The organism is Ruegeria sp. AN6, from assembly GCF_056540425.1.
This window is the reverse complement of the sequence record NZ_JBQFWR010000001.1, coordinates 784,649-801,678: the sequence shown is the minus strand read 5'-3', so window position 1 is coordinate 801,678 and position 17,030 is coordinate 784,649. Positions and strand designations below refer to the sequence as shown.

The window sequence follows — 17,030 nt, the reverse complement described above, 5'->3', positions numbered from 1 at the left end:
TGCAAAGATAGCATCTTGTTCGATGATGGTACGATATTCTCAGCCCATTGAGGTGCGTAGATGTCGTCAAAGATTCAGCGTTATCACTCTTGTTTCTTTTGATTAAACTCCAGCGCCATCTCATCGAGAATGCCAAAAGCCACCGGATAAAAACTTTCGAATAATTCGATCACCGCAGCTTCCTCCGCCGGATGATGTTTTCCGTCAGAGTCTGTTAGTCGGCCCATACGAAATACAATTTCGGTGCCTTCTTCAGTCGGGACCAATTCATAAGTCTCAATATTCGTAAGACCTTCGATGGAGGAGTTGTGCAGAATGTCGGTTACATATTCGAAAGGCTGCCAGTCGACTATCAGCATCTGAAAATGTGCGGCTTCATGAATGCAGTGCAAACGAACGCCCACCGATGTGCGCGATGCATCTCCTTCGCGGTAGGCGTCCTTCAACATCATCCAGCGCATCTTGAGCCGGGGATCTGTAAGCATTTCCCAAGCCACTCCCGGGGGTGCGTTCAGCATGTGCCGAGTTGTGAGTACTGCTTCTTCGTCTGTAACGCGGACAGGTCCGGCGACTTCTCGGTATCGTTGCCAGGCCGCAGCAAGGTCATAGACCCGCATGGGCACGTCGCCAAAATGCTCGAACTGAGCGCTGTATTTCATGAGTTCAGACTCGATGCCCATTGCCTGGAACGCGTCTTCCGAGAACAGCGCGTAGCTGAGGATACCTGTATCCTCTTTCACATCGGTTTTTGCCATCCGATGCACGAGTATGACGTCAGCACCGGAAATATCTTTCATCGGGCCAATCGAAAGCTCTTCAAATTTCCCGTGATGCGCAAGGATCTTCAGATCGAGATCAGCAACGTTGCGACATGCATTGCAGGGACAAGTTGTGTTCTGCACAATGTTTCGACGGCGTTCGGCAAACGCCCGATAGAGGCTTTCACATATGTTGAGGAAAGTTTCACCTGAAGGGAACGGTCCACTCGAATAAGCGAGAACGGCGTCACCCTCGAGGCCTCGCAACTTCATCGGGTCTTTCAGTTCCATCACAATTGCCTCAAGCAAAGAATGGATGATTGGGTTGGCATGCTCCAACTCAGACCGGGTCAAGTATCCTGTGTAACCGGTGATATCGGCGATTAGCAGGTAACCTGTCTGAACAGACATAATCACAATATCCCTAATTTCGTTCGTCAAAACTCATGGTAGACTTTGAAACTATTTCGGGCAACGTAGTTCAAAAACAAGAGCTGAACGACCAGAAATGGCACAGGCTGATACCAGTTTCTGACAATTGATCTTCTCTTTCGGACCCATAGCGATCTTCGTCGCGTGAACGCAAAAAAAATTGCAGATCGAGTTACTCGATCTGCAACAATTTCTCCAAAGGACAAATGCTTGATAGAAGTTCTTTGACTGGATTAACCAAGTTTCACCAGCGCGTGGCGCTTCTTACCTGCGCTCAATTTGATGGGCGATGACAGTGCGCCTGCGTCGATCATCAGGCCCGTATCAGTCAGCGGGGCATCATCCAGCTTGGCGCCGTTTTCGGCGATCAGGCGCTTGGCCTCTTTACCGGATTTGGCGAGGCCAGATTTAACGATCAACTGAACGATGGACATGCCGTCACCCAGTTCCGATGCGCTGAGGGTTAGGGTCGGGAGGTCTCCGCCAACGCCGCCTTTTTCGAACACTTCGCGCGCGGTTGCCTCTGCGGTTGCTGCGGCTTCGGCACCGTGCAGCAAGGTGGTGACTTCGTTTGCAAGGCGCACCTTGGCCTCATTGACCTCGGACCCTTGCAGCGCGCCCATGCGATCGCATTCGTCGACCGGAAGCTCGGTAAAAATTTTCAGGAACCGGCCTACATCAGCGTCGGTGGTGTTGCGCCAGAACTGCCAGAATTCGTAGGGCGACAGCATATCGCCGTTCAGCCACACGGCACCGCCCTGCGACTTGCCCATTTTACGGCCATCGCTTGTGGTCAGCAGGGGCGTGGTCAGGCCGTAGATTTCGTGATCCAATACGCGGCGCGTCAGGTCGATGCCGTTCACGATGTTGCCCCACTGGTCCGAGCCGCCCATCTGCAGAACGCAACTATACCGGCGGTTCAGTTCGAGGAAATCATAGGCCTGCAGGATCATGTAGTTGAATTCGAGGAACGACAGTGATTGCTCGCGATCCAGCCGCGATTTCACGGATTCAAAGCTCAGCATCCGGTTTACTGAGAAATGCCGCCCGATATCGCGCAGGAAATCGAGGTAGTTCAGGCTGTCCAGCCACTCGGCATTGTTCAGCATCAGCGCGCCGGTCTCGCTGTCATCATAGGACAGGTATTTCGAGAACACCTGTTTCATGCCCGCGATGTTGGCGTCGATCTGTTCGGGGCCCAGCAATGGGCGTTCGTCCGAGCGGAATGACGGATCACCCACTTTCGTAGTGCCACCACCCATTAGTGTGATCGGTTTGTGACCGGTCTTTTGCAGCCAGCGCAACACCATGATGTTCATCAAGTGACCCACATGCAGAGACTGCGCCGTGGCGTCATAGCCGATATATGCCGTCTGCACCCCAGAGATCAGCGCGTCGTCAAGGCCCTGATAATCGGTGCAGTCGGCGAGAAAGCCGCGCTCGATCATCGTGGCGATGAAATCCGATTTGGGGTGGTAGGTCATATCGTGCCCTTTGGGTTAGGTTTGCGGAGCACTGTATAGGCGGCGTCAGAGGCAAGGAAAAGGCACCATTTCCAAGAAAAGTGCCGCTCGCGCGTGATGTGTCTTGCCTTGGCTTCGCATTACCGTGCAGGTTGTGCCCAGAACCCTGCGAAACGGGTGTATGAACGGAACAATGAGGTCGATGTGGGCAGGGTCATCAGCAAATCGGGAGCGATCAGATCATTAGGCGCCATGTCAGGAACCTCTCTGGACGGTGTCGACGCGGCAGTGATCGAAACCGATGGGCAGGAAATTTTTGATTTTGGACCAATTGCCTACCGGGCGTATTCAGAGGAAGAGCGTGAGACCTTGCGCTCAGCGCTCGGGCAGTGGCATGGCTCCAAAGTCGATACTGCAGCTGAATTGGTAACTCGCGCGCATGCCGAGGTTCTGTCTGAATTCGAAGAAGTTGACCTGATCGGCTTCCACGGCCAAACGCTGGCGCATGAACCACGTGGGCGTGGGACTTTGCAGGTGGGTGACGGTTTGGGCCTGTCGCAGGCCCTTGGATTACCAGTGGTTTGGGACTTTCGCAGCGACGATGTGGCGCTGGGCGGCGAAGGGGCACCGTTGGCACCGTTCTTTCACTTTGCCTGCGCTAAGTGGATTGGGGCGCAAGAGCCGATGTGCTTCCTCAACCTGGGAGGTGTGGGAAACCTGACTTATGTCGATCCGTCATTTGATGGACCCGAAGCACCTGGGGCGTTGCTGGCTTTCGATACCGGGCCGGCCAATGCGCCGGTAGATGACCTGATGCAGGCGCGATTGGGCTTGCCGATGGACCAGGATGGCGAACTGGCGCGTGGTGGGACGGTCGAAACCGGTGCGCTGGAGCTGTTTTTGGCCGAACCTTTCTTTAATCGTATGCCCCCCAAGTCGCTGGATCGGAATGATTTCTCGGAAATGATCGATCTGGTGAAAGAATTGAACGATGCAGATGCGGTGGCCACGTTGACGGGCATGAGTGCAGCAGGTGTTGTGCAGGGCATGGAGCATTGCCCCAAGCCACCTTCGCGTATTCTGGTGACGGGGGGGGGCCGTAAGAACCCGGTGTTGATGGAAATGCTGCGCGTATCGCTGGATTGCCCGGTAGGGCCGGTTGAGGCGGTTGGTCTGGACGGCGATATGCTTGAAGCCCAAGCATTTGCCTATCTTGCGGTCCGGGTGGCGCGGGGCTTACCAACATCTGGTCCGGGTACAACCGGGGTCAGTGCGTTGGTTGGAGGCGGCGTCGTGTCGTCGCCAGCGCGGAGTGAGGTAATTGGCGGGTAGGGGGCTCTGCCCCCGGTCGCTGCGCGCCCTCCCCGGGATATTTTGGGCCAGATGAAGAAGCGGATACGTTTGGTGGTTAATCCTATGGGACCAGTATTTATTATTTTGCGGGTATATCGAAGTCGGGTCCTGCAAGCTCGAAACCTTCAAACTCAAAGCCTGGGGATACCGTGCAACTGACCAATGTGTAAGCGCCAGTGCTGCGCGCGGCTTGCCAATGCCCCTTGGGAACAATCAGCTGGGGTGCGCCGTTGGCCAAGTCCGGGGTGAGCGTGTAAGCGATTGCCGGACCCGCATCGGTTGCGCTGATCGACAAGGTCAACGGTGCGCCTGAATGGTAGAGCCAGATCTCGGTCGCGTCGACTTTGTGCCAATGGCTGCTTTGACCTTCGGTCAGCAGGAAGTAGATGCAAGTACCGGTGGCGCGGCCGGGATTGTCGGCCCGCCAGGTTTCTTTGAACCAACCTCCTTCGGGGTGCGGTTGCAGATCCAGGTGATTGATGATGTCTTGTGGGTTCATGGCGGCCTCGGGTTCGATTGCGCTGATTATGCACGGCGTCGTATGATCCGCTATGACAATTGTGTAACCAGCGCATATGTTTGCCGCATGACCATGATGATCCCTTTTGACAATAGTTACGCCCGCCTGCCGGAGGGGTTCTTTGCGCGGCAGGCTCCTGTACCGGTCCGCGCGCCGCGTTTGATTGCGTTTAGTACCGATCTGGCACAGCTATTGCGGATAACGCTCGATGAGGCTGAAGAGATGGCACAGGCGTTTGCAGGGAATATCGTTCCGGAAGGTGCCGAGCCCTTGGCGCAGCTGTATTCCGGGCATCAGTTCGGTACCTATAACCCCCAGCTTGGAGATGGACGTGCAGTTCTGTTGGGCGAGACCATCGGCGCAGACGGGGTCAGGCGGGATATTCAGCTGAAAGGCTCGGGCCAGACGCCGTTTTCGCGCCGGGGCGACGGGCGCGCCTGGCTAGGGCCGGTGTTGCGCGAATATGTCGTGTCTGAGGCGATGCATGCGCTGGGCATTCCGACGACACGCGCCCTGGCGGCGGTCGAGACCGGTGAGATCGTGTTACGGGAAGGTCCGATGCCCGGTGCGATCCTGACGCGCGTGGCGCAGAGCCATTTACGCGTGGGTACCTTTCAGGTTTTTGCCGCCCGAGGACAGTTGGACAATCTGCGAAAGCTGACAGACTATGCTATTCAGCGTCACTATCCGGACGCACAAGGTCCGATGGGATTGCTGCGTGCTGTGCGCAATGCGCAGGCGCGACTGATTGCCCAGTGGATGAGCGTTGGATTTATTCACGGGGTGATGAATACGGACAACAGCTCGATCGCGGGTGAAACCATAGATTATGGACCTTGCGCCTTTATGGATTCCTATCATCCGAATACGGTTTTCAGCTCGATTGACCGGATGGGGCGTTATGCCTATTCCAACCAGCCTGAGATTGCGGTCTGGAATCTGGCGCAATTGGCGACTGCCTTGATCCAGCAGTTCGAAGACAAAGACGCGGCGGTTGAAGAAGCGACCGAAATTGTCCATGCCATGCCTGCCCTGATGCAAGAGCATTGGTTGAAGCGGTTCCGGGCCAAGATCGGATTGGTTCGAGCTGAAGAGGGAGACCTTGAACTGATCTCGGACCTGCTGGTGCGGATGGCGCAGAATCAGGCAGACTTTACCAACACGTTTCGTGCGCTGGGCGGTGATCATGCGCGGGATCAGTTCACTGATCCTGGCGCGTATGACGAATGGGCTGAAGGATGGCGCGCGCGCTTGCAGCGCGAAGATACTCCTGACGCCGTAATGAGTGCTGCAAACCCGGCTTTCATTCCGCGCAACCACCGGATTGAGCAGATGATACAGTCGGCCGTTCAGGGAGATTACGCGCCATTCCATCGTTTGAACGACGTTTTGTCACGACCCTACGAGGATCAGTCCGATGCGGTTGATCTGACACGCCCTCCATCCGAGAGCGAAGTGGTTCATGCCACGTTCTGTGGTACCTGACTGCGGCCCAAAAGCTCGAACTGCAGGCAGGTTTCGGACTGTTCAATGGGCAGCGCTGGAGAAATCCAGCCGCTGTCTGCCAACATGACGGATTCGCGCTTGAGCTGGATTTCACGACCAGCCTCAGATTTCAGATAGGTGCCGGATGTGCTTCGGTCTGACAGGATCAGCTTGCCATCCTTGATACTGAGAACAGCATGCAGGCGCGACACCCATGGTTGGGACAGCACGACGTCGCAATCTTGTGACCGGCCAATTGCCAGCTCGCCGTTCTCGTGGCAGCGCCATGAGCGCTCTCCATGGCTAAGCAATAGGGTCAAACGTTCCGCTGGCTTCCAGTGATCTTCGGTCCGGCCATGGGACAGCGGCAATCGGGTTTGCGTAAACGGGTCCATGTCCGGGTTCATCAGGGAATAGACCATGAACCGCTCTGTCAGACCCTTGAGGTTGAGTTGCCCAAGCGGTTTGAGAATCTGGCGTAAGTTTTCCTGTAGCATCGTCGCGACGCCATTGCTGACACAGGCCTCTCCTGGGTTGGCGGCCGTCGCAAGACGGGCGGTCACATTCACCGCTTCGCCATAAACACCTTTTTCGGCGATGACGATCGGTCCGCAATGTACACCAACATGCACCGACAGTGAGGTTTCCGGGGACTGTTCGATCAGACTCATCGCTGCATTCAACGCTGCGTTTGGATCCAGGAAAAAGCTTAGAACATCATCCCCTTTCTGGCCAACCTGTGTGCCACCATGGGTTGCAAGTACGCGACGTAGCCGATCAAGTTCCAATTGGATAAGACGCTGCGCTTCGCCTTCGCCCACTGCTTTGTACAGTGGGGTGCTCCCTGAAATGTCTGCGATTACCAGGGTGGCGAATGTTGTATTCACGGTTGATCCTTAGCTTGGCTTTACGGGCACTTTACCCATAGAGATGCACGTGTACACGATATTTGCGTTTTGGTGGAGCGCATTGTGGTAAAAGCAATTTTAAGTAGAATGGTGGTGATTGAACCAAAGCAATCTATCTGGTTCCTACGGGAATTTCATGTTGCACCAGGCGCTGAGCGTGGCACTCTTGGTGCTTGAGTAAACATCGGAATCCCATGGTCCTTCAGTCAACACTGCGTCTAGCCAGTTACAACATTCAGAAATGTGTGGGACTCGACTTCCGGCGTCAACCGCAGCGGATATTGCAGGTTATTGAGAGTATGCAGGCGGATATTGTTGTGCTGCAGGAGGCCGACAAACGTTTGCCACCGCGCCCTGCCGCGTTGCCGCATTTCATGTTGGACGAAGCCGGCTGGCAGATTGTCGATCTGGGTGGTGCGGGCAGTCTGGGGTGGCACGGCAACGCCGTCATCTGGCGTGGAGACACAATTGCAGTGCGCCGGACCGGGCATCACGAATTGCCGGGGCTGGAGCCGCGTGGTGCTGTGCGGGTTGAATTTGATACACAGATCGGGCCCTTGCGCGTGATGGGAATGCATCTGGGATTATTGCCCGCGTCGCGACGCCAGCAAATCAACCATATCAAGCGCTGTGACTCCGATCTTGAGGATATGCCCACCGTCTGGGCTGGCGATTTCAACGAATGGTCGCGACAACCGGTTCTGGATCATCTGGCTCCGGACATGAGGTTTTTGCCGCCCGTACCCAGCTTTCCGGCTGCACAGCCATTGGGCGCGCTGGACAGGATCGCAGTGGGACAGGGGCTTGAGGCAGCATTGCATGGGGTGCACGATGCGCGACCGGCGCACATCGCGTCTGACCATTTGCCGGTTTGGGCCGATTTGCGACGCGCTGCCTGATACGTAAATCCTGTGTGGCGCAAGGCACTCAGACATACTATGACAGAGTTTCGAACAGTTCCGGGGGTCACCATGTCCGATACGATTATCGCCCGTTGCGAAGCCAAGGGCCTGCGCATGACGGGTCAACGCCGGACCATCGCCCAGGTCTTGCAGCAGAGCGAGGATCACCCGGATGTGGAAGAGCTGTATGCCCGTGCCTCGGCCGAGGATTCGGGGATTTCGATCGCAACGGTCTATCGCACCGTTAAGCTGTTCGAAGAGGCCGGGATATTGGAGCGGTTGGAGTTCGGTGATGGCCGCGCGCGATACGAGGACGCAGAGCGTGATCACCACGACCACCTGATCGACATGCAGTCAGGCGAAGTGATCGAATTCGTAGACCCCGAGATTGAAGCACTGCAAGAAAAGATTGCGGCCAAGCTTGGGTATAAGCTGAAAGGACATCGCCTGGAATTGTACGGCGTACCGCTGGAAAAAGACTGACTCATCACGAAAATCGATTGGTCGGCGCACGGGAAATCATCGAACATGTCGCAATACTGCTTGCGACGTCGTGAAGGTTACGATTTTTGTGCTGGAAGGACTCGCCTGTTAGCGGTCAATTCCAACGGAAACGCGCATGAACAACGTAAACGGCATTTTGCTGATCATCGGCTCGATGGCAGCCTTCGCGCTTGAGGACATGTTCATCAAGTACCTTTCGGTCAGTGTCTCGACCGGGCAGATCATGATCGTGTTGGGTCTGTTCTGCGGAACCGTCTTTGCAATCATGTCGTTGGTGACACGTAAACGCATTTTCGATCCTGTCGCGTGGGAACCGCTGCCACTGCTTCGGGCAGGGACCGAGGCTTTTGGAGCGCTCAGCTTCGTGACCGCTTTGTCATTGGTCGATCTGTCGACTGTTGCGGCGGTTTTTCAGGCGATGCCGCTATTCGTCACCATGGGGGCGGCGTTGTTTCTAGGCGAGCAGGTCGGCTGGCGTCGTTGGAGCGCCATCGGCATTGGCTTTGTCGGCGTCTTGATGATCATTCGCCCCGGACTCGAAGGTTTCCAGCCAGAATCTCTGTTTGTTTTGGTTTCGGTTGTTGCGATCGCAGCGCGTGATCTGATCACACGCAGGCTGGATGTTCGTGTAGCCTCGTCGGTCGTCGCATTGCAGGCCTACATCGGAGTAGCGCTGGCTGGTGCGGCCCTGATGGTGTTCACAGCACAGCCCATCGTGCCGCTGCAGCCTGCGCAGATCGGGCCTCATCTGGGTGCCATCGGGTTCGGCGTTTTGGGCTATTATGGCATCGTTACCGCGATGCGGATTGGTGAAGCTTCAGCGCTGACGCCGTTTCGATATACCCGGTTGGTGTTTTCGATCATGGCCGGGATGCTGATGTTCGGCGAACGCCCTGACAGCATGACTTTGGCCGGTGCCGGTCTGATTATCGGGTCGGGTCTGTACACCTTCATTCGCGAACGCCAGTTGGCGCGGACGCTGGCAGTCGCCTAAGCACCCACGATCTGTTGGCGCAAACAGCAAACTGTTAGCCCTAAAGGCTGAAAAATATACGTGTTAGCGATAACGGAAACGGTTTACTTTTTGCCGCGTGCTGCTATGAGGCATGCAACTGTTGGCATCATCGGGACCCATATCATGAGCACGATCATCGACATCCACGCACGCGAAATTCTGGACAGCCGGGGTAACCCGACGGTCGAGGTGGACGTGATTCTGGAAGACGGCACTATGGGCCGCGCTGCCGTACCCTCGGGCGCGTCAACCGGTGCCTATGAGGCAGTGGAAAAGCGTGATGGCGACAAGGCCCGCTATATGGGCAAGGGCGTGCTGGAAGCGGTCGCTGCCGTTAACGGTGAGATAGCCGAAGAACTGGTGGGCTTTGATGCGACTGAGCAGGTGGCCATTGATCAGGCGATGATTGAACTCGACGGGACCGAGAACAAGGGCCGTCTGGGTGCGAACGCCATTCTTGGTGTCTCGCTGGCGACGGCCAAGGCGGCGGCGGATTTCACCACACAGCCTCTGTATCGCTACGTAGGCGGTACTTCGGCTCGCGTATTGCCAGTGCCGATGATGAACATCATCAATGGTGGAGAACACGCCGATAACCCGATCGACATTCAGGAATTCATGATCATGCCGACCTCGGCCGCGAATATCCGTGAGGCCGTGCGCATGGGGTCTGAGGTATTTCACACGTTGAAGAAAGAACTCTCAGCGGCTGGTCTGGCCACTGGTGTGGGCGATGAGGGCGGCTTTGCTCCGAACATCGCGTCGACTCGTGAGGCACTGGATTTCATTCTGAAATCCATCGAAAAAGCGGGCTACAAGCCGGGTGAGGAAATCCATCTGGCGCTGGATTGCGCCGCGACCGAGTATTTCAAGGACGGTAAGTACGTGCTGGCGGGTGAGGGCATTTCGCTGACATCCGATGAAAACGCCGCCTATCTGGCCGCACTGGTCAACGATTACCCGATCATCTCGATCGAAGACGGTATGTCCGAAGATGACTGGGATGGCTGGAAGGCCCTGACCGACGCTATCGGTGACAAGGTGCAGCTGGTCGGCGACGATCTGTTCGTGACCAATCCGGCGCGTCTGGCCGAAGGAATCGAGCGTGGCTGTGCGAACTCGATGCTGGTCAAGGTGAACCAGATCGGTTCGCTGACCGAGACCCTTCGTGCCGTCGATATGGCCCACCGCGCGCGATACACCAACGTAATGTCGCACCGCTCGGGCGAGACCGAAGACGCCACGATTGCCGATCTGGCGGTCGCGACAAACTGTGGCCAGATCAAAACCGGCTCGCTGGCGCGCTCGGACCGGTTGGCGAAATATAACCAGTTGATCCGTATTGAGGAATCGCTGGGCGAGGTCGCGGAATATGCAGGTTCGTCTGTCCTGAAACGCTGATCTGCGTCTCTACATTTGGACTTGAATGGGCCTCGGCGTCATCGCCGGGGCTATTTTTTTCTTTGTCTTGTCGTCGTTCCGTCTAATCTGTGTGAGATAGGCCATCACGCGGTGGTCGATGGGAGAGGACGTCATATGAGCCATCTAAAACTCATCGTGGGTGCAGTTTCGCTGTTAATCTCGCCTCAATTGGTGTTGGCTGATCGACCGCCAGAAGCCGTGTGTCAGAAGATGGTGGAAGGTGATCCCAGCGGGCAGATCACGATGGAGGAATGTCTGTGTACTTATAACGTCGCCGATACGGTGCTGGACGATGACATCAAAGCCCTTTTGTTCGACTCCTGGTACACTGGCGAGAACATAACCGAGCAGCTCAACGCGTTGCCGCAGCCCAAGCGGGTGCCAAGGCAACTAAAAACCATGGAACAGACGTTCAACAAGAATTGCCTCTAAGCTAGAATATTCCGACATAAAAATCATTATGTGTGAACTTGTTCCTATTGCGGCGGAACAAGCCCCGATATTCTGCCTGTATTGCAGAAAGGGGGACGATATGTCTGCTTCAAAGATCTTTCTTGTAATTTCAATGCTTTCCGTCGGGCTTCTGGCCGCTTGCTCGGAGCCGGGGACCTATCCGATCACGGGGATGGAGGTCTCGCAGGATGATCCGGTGCAGGACATGGTGAATCCCGCTGTGATCTTCCGGGGTGAATCGCGCTAGAGCAATTTGCTCATCAGCATATAGCGTTCGCGCGGTTTGAAACCTGACCGCAGATAAAGTTTCTGCGCAGTCTCATTGGTGCGGTCGACTTCAAGATGCAGGGCGGTCAGGCCAGCTTCGGCCAGCGCTTTGGGGAGATCATGCAGCACTTCGGTTGCGATACCGCGGCCTCGGACAGCAGGGCGGATGTAAATCTCATCCACAAATGCGTCCATGCCACCAAACTCGACTGACCAGCCGAAGGTGAGGATGACATAGCCCAGCGGCGCACGGCCCGGCCCGATCAGATAGATGCAGCCATGCGGTATTCCATCCAGCAGAGGGGCCAGCGCGTTGCGGCGCTTCTCGTCATCCTGCGCGATGCCGGATTCCGAATGAAACGCTGCGACCAGTGCCATCAGGCGATCCAGATCGTCGGGACGGGCAAGGCGGAGTGCGGCAGTCATAGGCGGGCAAGCCTTTCTGTAAGCAGGTCGAAGAAGCCCTGAGCGTCTACGTCGCCTATGAACATAGCATTTGGTGCGCGGTCGGTGACTCGCCACCAGTCGGCCACGGTCATGCCCAAAGTCAGTTCTGATTGGGTTTCGATCTCAACATTGATGTGGCGGCCCGAGAACAGATTGGGCCGGATCAGATAGGCGGTCACGCAGGGGTCGTGCAGGGGCGCGCCTTCCGAGCCGTATTTTTCTTTGTCGAAGCGTTCGAAGAAATCGGTCATTTCTGCCACCGCATGACCGACCTTGCTGTCCAATGCCCGGAATGCATCGTTGCGATGAGGCGTGACCAGCGCGTCATGGGTCACGTCCAGCGGCATGACTACGATGTGTATTCCGGATTTAAACACGATATCAGCCGCTTCCGGATCGACATAGATGTTGAACTCGGCCGCCGGAGTGATATTTCCAACCTCGAAATAGGCGCCACCCATTAAGACGATCTCTTGCACCCGGTCGATGATATCGGGCGCCTTCAGAAAGGCCGAGGCGATGTTGGTCAGCGGCCCCAGCGGGCAGAGCGTGACCGTGCCGGGCTCATGCGCGCGCAGGGTTTCGATGATGAAATCGACCGCGTGTCCTTCGGCCAGAGGCATTTCAGGATCGGGGAGAACAGGACCGTCGAGCCCGGTTTTGCCATGAACATGTTCGGCGGTGACAAGCGGGCGTTTCAGCGGTCGGTCGCATCCGGCATAGACGGGGATATCGGTATGGCCCGCCAATTCACACACGATGCGTGCATTCTTGGCGGTAAGTTCCAGCGGAACGTTTCCGGCGACGGCGGTGATGCCCAGAACCTCGATCTCTTCAGGGCTGGCAAGGGCCAGAAGTATCGCAACGGCGTCGTCCTGACCGGGATCGGTATCGATGATGATTTTACGGGGCATGGGGATCTCCGAGGGCCGTGAAGGTGGGACACTCGCAAGTGTTGCGGGACTTGTCTAGCCGAATTACGCCCCTGTCGGGGCATCCACCGGCGGGAGTTTGCCATTGGCGCGATGTTCTTCGATTTTCACCTCATCCCAGAGCGCGTCCATCTCGGCCAGATCACTTTGAGAGGGCGTTCTTCCGCGCTCGGCCAGCCGGGCTTCGACCTTCTCGAAGCGGCGGGTGAACTTGGCGTTTGTGCGGCGCAGGGCGGCCTCGGGTTCGATATCTAAGTGGCGGCCGAGGTTGACGATCACGAACAGCAGATCACCGAATTCATCTTCCAGCGCATCGGCATCCATGCTGTCGCGCGCCTCTTCCAGCTCGGCGGCCTCTTCAGTGATCTTTGCCAGCACATGGCTGGCGTCGGGCCAGTCAAAGCCCACACGCGCGGCACGTTTCTGCAGTTTATGCGCACGTAGCAAAGCAGGCAGGTTGGTGGCGACGCCGTCCAGTGCGCCTTTCTGTTCTTTGCCCGCGCGTTCGGCGGCTTTGATGGTCTCCCAATCCTTCGTCTGTTGGTCGGCGGACTTGTCACGGGATTCGTCACCGAACACATGCGGGTGGCGGTCAACCATCTTGTCCGACATGGTGCGCACTACGTCTTGAAAGGTGAAATGCCCAGCCTCTTCAGCCATTTGCGCGTGGAAGACGGATTGGAACAGCAGGTCACCCAGCTCCCCTTTCAACTCGTCATAGGCCTTGCGTTCGATGGCATCTGCGACCTCATAGGCTTCTTCGATCGTATAGGGGGCAATTGTCGAAAAATCCTGTTCGATATCCCACGGGCAGCCAGTTTCAGGGTCGCGCAGACGGCGCATGATTTCCAGCAAACGCTCGATACCCGCGTCCGTGTCGTGGATCAGAGGATTTTCGGCCATTGCGAACCCTTTCGTTCCGGTGTCAGATGCATCCATCCCGCAGTCAGGATCAGGAGTCCACCCCAGATGCCCGTCGTCAACCGAATTGCCGATTACGCCGCCGATATGGCCAAGTGGCGCCAGCACCTTCACACCATCCCCGAACTGGAATTCGAATGCTATGAGACCGCTGCATTCGTGGCTGAGCGTCTGCGCGAGTTCGGCGTGGATGAGCTGCACGAAGGGATCGCCAAAACGGGCATGGTCGCGATCATCAATGGGCAGGGTGAGGGTCCGACCATTGGTCTGCGTGCCGATATGGATGCGCTGCCGATTACCGAGGAGACGGGCGTAGACTACGCTTCGAAGAACCCCGGCATGATGCATGCGTGCGGTCATGACGGCCACACCACCATGCTGTTGGGCGCAGCGCGCTATCTTGCCGAGACACGGAATTTCGCAGGTCGCGTTGCCCTGATCTTTCAACCTGCCGAGGAAGAAGGTGGCGGCGCGGGCGTCATGGTCGAAGAAGGCATCATGGATCGGTTCGATATCTCTCAGGTCTATGGCATCCATAACACTCCGGGTCGGCCTGAAGGTCTGTTCGAGACCACGCCGGGGCCGCTAATGGCAGCTGTGGATACGTTCGAGATCCATATTCAAGGTGTTGGCGGCCACGGGGCCATGCCACACGAAACGAAAGACCCGGTGATGGCGGCCTGCGGGATGGCGCAGGCAATCCAGACAATTGTCAGTCGCAATCACTATGCGCTTGACGATCTGGTGGTATCAGTGACGCAGATTCACACCGGAACGGTGAACAATGTCATTCCCGACACCGCTTATTTGAACGGCACTGTCCGCACCTTTGATCCTGTAGTGCAGAAAATGGTCAAAGAACGGATGGCGCAGATTGTGGCAGGGCAGGCGGCCTCGTACGGTGTTGAGGCCAAACTGGAGTATCAAGAGGGTTATCCTGCCACCATCAATGATGCCGACAAGGCCGCGTTTGCGGCCGAAGTGGCGCGGGATGTTTCCGGTGCGGAACGTGTGAAGGATAATGCTGGACGCGAGATGGGGGCAGAGGATTTTTCCTATATGCTGCAGGCCCGACCCGGTGCTTATCTGTTCATGGGACAAGGAGAGGGCGCAGGACTGCACCATCCGAAATACAACTTCAATGACGACGTCGCGCCGATTGGAGCGTCCTTCTTTGCGCGGATCGTCGAAAAGGCACAGCCGTTGGGCTGACAGGGAAAAGACATGGCACTGGAAGATGCAAAGAACCAGGTGGATGAGGCGTTCACCAACCCCGATCTCAAGGGGCTGTCCTATGAGAACACCTTTGGCGGCGCGACCTCATTTCTGCGGCGGCTCTATACCAAAGACCTGACGGGCGTTGATATCGCTGTTACCGGCGTGCCCTTCGATCAGGCGGTGACCAATCGGCCCGGAACGCGCCTCGGGCCCCGCGCGATCCGCGAGGCGAGCGCCCTGCAATCGCCCGATGCGCCCTATGGCTGGCCGTTTGATGCGCTGAGTGAACTGGCGATCGTGGATTACGGCGACATGGCTTATGACTACGCCAATATCCCAGCCTTTCCCGCTACGCTGACCGACCACATTCGCACCATTCTGAAGGCGGATGTCGCCTCGGTCACACTGGGCGGGGATCACTATATCAGCTTCCCGATCCTCAAGGCTTATGCCGAGAAATATGGGCCGATGTCCCTGCTGCAATTCGATGCGCACACGGACACTTGGGCCGATGACGACATGTCCCGCGTAGATCATGGGACGATGTTCTACAAAGCGGTGAAATCGGGGATCGTGGACCCGAAACGCTCGGTTCAGGTTGGGATACGCACGACGAACGAGGACACGCTGGGCGTCAACATCATCGATGCACGCGAGGTTTATGAATCCGGACCCGCCGCTGTGGCGCAGAAGATCAAAGGAATACTGGGCGATAGACCCGTTTATCTGAGTTTCGACATCGACGGTCTTGATCCGGCCTTTGCCCCTGGAACAGGCACGCCGGTTTGGGGTGGTCTGAGTTCGATTCAGGCTCAGATCATCCTGCGGGACATTGCTGGGATCAACATCAAGGGTGGTGACGTGGTCGAGGTCTCTCCGCCATACGACACATCTGGTGCGACGGCGATTGCGGGGGCCCATGTGGCGACGCAGATCATATGCCTGTTGGGGTGGAACAAGCTGGTGAAGCCTTAACCTTTGGTTAGGCATAATCCCGGTATCTGCTTGGTAAGGCACCGGATCGGAGACAGTACATGACCGAATATAACCAACCCATTGGAGGCAATGATCTGGCGCGGTTTTCGGGGCCGAATACATTCATGCGTCTGCCGCAGGCGTCGTCGCTTGAAGGGCTGGATGTGGCGATCCTCGGGGTTCCGATGGATATCGGCACTTCTTGGCGGTCGGGCACTCGGTTCGGACCCAAGCAGATCCGCAGCGAAAGTGCGATGATACGGCCCTATAACATGGCCAATGGCGTGGCCCCGTTCGAACATCTGCAGATCGCTGATATTGGAGATTTGGCGATCAACACCTTCTCGCTGGCTGATAGTCTTAAGATCATCAAGGACAGCTATGACGGTATTCTGGCGCAGGGCGTGACCCCGGTGGCGATGGGAGGGGATCATTCGATCACCCTGCCGATCCTGCGGGCAATGGCGGCCAAACACGGGCCGGTGGCTCTGGTGCATGTGGACGCTCATGCCGATGTCAATGACGAGATGTTTGGCGAGAAAGAGACCCATGGCACCGTCTTTCGACGAGCCTATGAGGAAAGACTGATTGTCCCTGACAAGACCTTCCAGATCGGCATTCGCGGATCAGGCTATGCCGCCAGCGACTTTACCGAGGCGCAGGGCTGGGGGTTTCGCCAATACCCCGCGTGGGAGTTGTGGCAGCAAAACCTGACCGAGATCGGCTCAATTATCCGCAAGACGGTCAACGATCATCCGGTCTATATCACCTATGACATTGACAGCCTCGACCCGGCTTATGCGCCCGGCACCGGCACTCCCGAGATCGCGGGTCTGACAACGCCACAGGCGCTGCAACTGATCCATGCGCTGGCGGGCATGAACGTGGTTGGCTGCGATCTGGTCGAGGTCTCTCCGCCCTATGACCCGTCGGGCAATACGGCGCTGACGGCAGCAAATCTGCTGTTCGAGATGCTGTGCATTCTGCCGGGCGTGACGCCACGATAGGGGTGTTGGTCGCCCTCGGACCGGGTAGGCTTTGCGCAAAGGGATCGA

Annotated in this window: 18 protein-coding genes; 11 read left to right on the top strand and 7 right to left on the bottom strand. The window is 56.8% G+C overall.

All coding sequences use genetic code 11. From position 1 onward, the window contains the following. Positions 1–83: 83 nt before the first annotated feature. Both ACR0MQ_RS03950 and tyrS read right to left on the bottom strand, forming a co-directional pair. The gene (locus ACR0MQ_RS03950; protein WP_480606063.1) at positions 84–1,169 is read right to left on the bottom strand and encodes a DUF2652 domain-containing protein; all 1,086 of its coding nucleotides are present in this window, start codon (positions 1,167–1,169) and stop codon (positions 84–86) included. Positions 1,170–1,423: 254 nt separating this feature from the next. Further along, positions 1,424–2,674, bottom strand: coding sequence for a tyrosine--tRNA ligase (gene tyrS / locus ACR0MQ_RS03945; RefSeq protein ID WP_170773883.1), 1,251 nt, complete (start codon positions 2,672–2,674; stop codon positions 1,424–1,426). A 231-nt stretch (positions 2,675–2,905) separates the two neighbouring features. On the opposite strand from tyrS, the gene ACR0MQ_RS03940 reads away from it, so the two are divergent. Beyond that, positions 2,906–3,985 carry an anhydro-N-acetylmuramic acid kinase gene (locus ACR0MQ_RS03940; RefSeq protein WP_480606060.1) on the top strand — a complete coding sequence of 360 codons (1,080 nt, stop codon included), beginning with the start codon at positions 2,906–2,908 and terminating at the stop codon, positions 3,983–3,985. Between the two features lie 100 nt (positions 3,986–4,085). Here ACR0MQ_RS03940 and ACR0MQ_RS03935 read toward each other — a convergent pair whose 3' ends face one another. Beyond that, a complete protein-coding gene (locus tag ACR0MQ_RS03935; protein WP_170470781.1) occupies positions 4,086–4,505 on the bottom strand; it encodes a cupin domain-containing protein in 420 nt (139 codons plus the stop codon). An 87-nt stretch (positions 4,506–4,592) separates the two neighbouring features. Between ACR0MQ_RS03935 and ACR0MQ_RS03930 the strand changes: the two genes are divergently transcribed. After that, positions 4,593–6,011, top strand: a complete 1,419-nt coding sequence (locus ACR0MQ_RS03930) for a protein adenylyltransferase SelO (protein WP_480606177.1) — start codon at positions 4,593–4,595, stop codon at positions 6,009–6,011. Here the strand turns inward: ACR0MQ_RS03930 and ACR0MQ_RS03925 are convergent. Further along, positions 5,987–6,898: an adenylate/guanylate cyclase domain-containing protein gene (locus tag ACR0MQ_RS03925; protein WP_170773885.1), complete on the bottom strand. Its 912-nt coding sequence runs from the start codon at positions 6,896–6,898 to the stop codon at positions 5,987–5,989. The genes ACR0MQ_RS03930 and ACR0MQ_RS03925 overlap by 25 nt on opposite strands. A 215-nt stretch (positions 6,899–7,113) precedes the next feature. Between ACR0MQ_RS03925 and ACR0MQ_RS03920 the strand changes: the two genes are divergently transcribed. From ACR0MQ_RS03920 to ACR0MQ_RS03895, 6 genes are all read left to right on the top strand, one after another. Continuing rightward, positions 7,114–7,818, top strand: coding sequence for an endonuclease/exonuclease/phosphatase family protein (locus ACR0MQ_RS03920; protein WP_029621850.1), 705 nt, complete (start codon positions 7,114–7,116; stop codon positions 7,816–7,818). Positions 7,819–7,890: 72 nt separating this feature from the next. Next, positions 7,891–8,304 (top strand): Fur family transcriptional regulator, encoded by a 414-nt coding sequence (locus tag ACR0MQ_RS03915; RefSeq protein ID WP_010440496.1) that lies wholly within the window; start codon positions 7,891–7,893, stop codon positions 8,302–8,304. A 136-nt stretch (positions 8,305–8,440) separates the two neighbouring features. After that, a complete protein-coding gene (locus ACR0MQ_RS03910; protein ID WP_480606056.1) occupies positions 8,441–9,319 on the top strand; it encodes a DMT family transporter in 879 nt (292 codons plus the stop codon). 144 nt (positions 9,320–9,463) lie between these two features. Beyond that, a complete protein-coding gene (gene eno / locus ACR0MQ_RS03905; protein ID WP_480606053.1) occupies positions 9,464–10,741 on the top strand; it encodes a phosphopyruvate hydratase in 1,278 nt (425 codons plus the stop codon). Between the two features lie 135 nt (positions 10,742–10,876). Next, positions 10,877–11,194 carry a hypothetical protein gene (locus ACR0MQ_RS03900; protein ID WP_480606050.1) on the top strand — a complete coding sequence of 106 codons (318 nt, stop codon included), beginning with the start codon at positions 10,877–10,879 and terminating at the stop codon, positions 11,192–11,194. A gap of 100 nt (positions 11,195–11,294) precedes the next feature. Continuing rightward, complete coding sequence (locus tag ACR0MQ_RS03895) at positions 11,295–11,462, top strand: hypothetical protein (RefSeq protein ID WP_010440483.1); 168 nt, start codon at positions 11,295–11,297, stop codon at positions 11,460–11,462. On the opposite strand, the gene ACR0MQ_RS03890 is transcribed toward ACR0MQ_RS03895, so the two are convergent. The 3 genes from ACR0MQ_RS03890 to mazG all read right to left on the bottom strand — a co-directional run bounded on the left by ACR0MQ_RS03890 (position 11,459) and on the right by mazG (position 13,764). Continuing rightward, the gene (locus ACR0MQ_RS03890) at positions 11,459–11,908 is read right to left on the bottom strand and encodes a GNAT family N-acetyltransferase (RefSeq protein ID WP_010440479.1); all 450 of its coding nucleotides are present in this window, start codon (positions 11,906–11,908) and stop codon (positions 11,459–11,461) included. The two genes, ACR0MQ_RS03895 and ACR0MQ_RS03890, sit on opposite strands and share 4 nt — an antisense overlap. Further along, complete coding sequence (locus ACR0MQ_RS03885) at positions 11,905–12,843, bottom strand: nucleoside hydrolase (RefSeq protein ID WP_170773892.1); 939 nt, start codon at positions 12,841–12,843, stop codon at positions 11,905–11,907. The genes ACR0MQ_RS03890 and ACR0MQ_RS03885 overlap by 4 nt, the downstream gene beginning before the upstream one ends. Positions 12,844–12,906: 63 nt before the next feature. After that, complete coding sequence (gene mazG, locus ACR0MQ_RS03880; protein WP_170774188.1) at positions 12,907–13,764, bottom strand: nucleoside triphosphate pyrophosphohydrolase; 858 nt, start codon at positions 13,762–13,764, stop codon at positions 12,907–12,909. A 66-nt stretch (positions 13,765–13,830) separates the two neighbouring features. On the opposite strand from mazG, the gene ACR0MQ_RS03875 reads away from it, so the two are divergent. Genes ACR0MQ_RS03875 through speB (ACR0MQ_RS03865) form a run of 3 tightly spaced genes read left to right on the top strand, consistent with a single transcriptional unit; the run spans position 13,831 to position 16,982 of the window. Then, the gene (locus ACR0MQ_RS03875; RefSeq protein ID WP_170773894.1) at positions 13,831–14,994 is read left to right on the top strand and encodes a M20 aminoacylase family protein; all 1,164 of its coding nucleotides are present in this window, start codon (positions 13,831–13,833) and stop codon (positions 14,992–14,994) included. A gap of 12 nt (positions 14,995–15,006) precedes the next feature. Beyond that, positions 15,007–15,975 carry an agmatinase gene (gene speB / locus ACR0MQ_RS03870; protein WP_480606047.1) on the top strand — a complete coding sequence of 323 codons (969 nt, stop codon included), beginning with the start codon at positions 15,007–15,009 and terminating at the stop codon, positions 15,973–15,975. Between the two features lie 59 nt (positions 15,976–16,034). After that, positions 16,035–16,982 (top strand): agmatinase, encoded by a 948-nt coding sequence (gene speB / locus ACR0MQ_RS03865; RefSeq protein ID WP_170773896.1) that lies wholly within the window; start codon positions 16,035–16,037, stop codon positions 16,980–16,982. Positions 16,983–17,030: the final 48 nt, after the last annotated feature.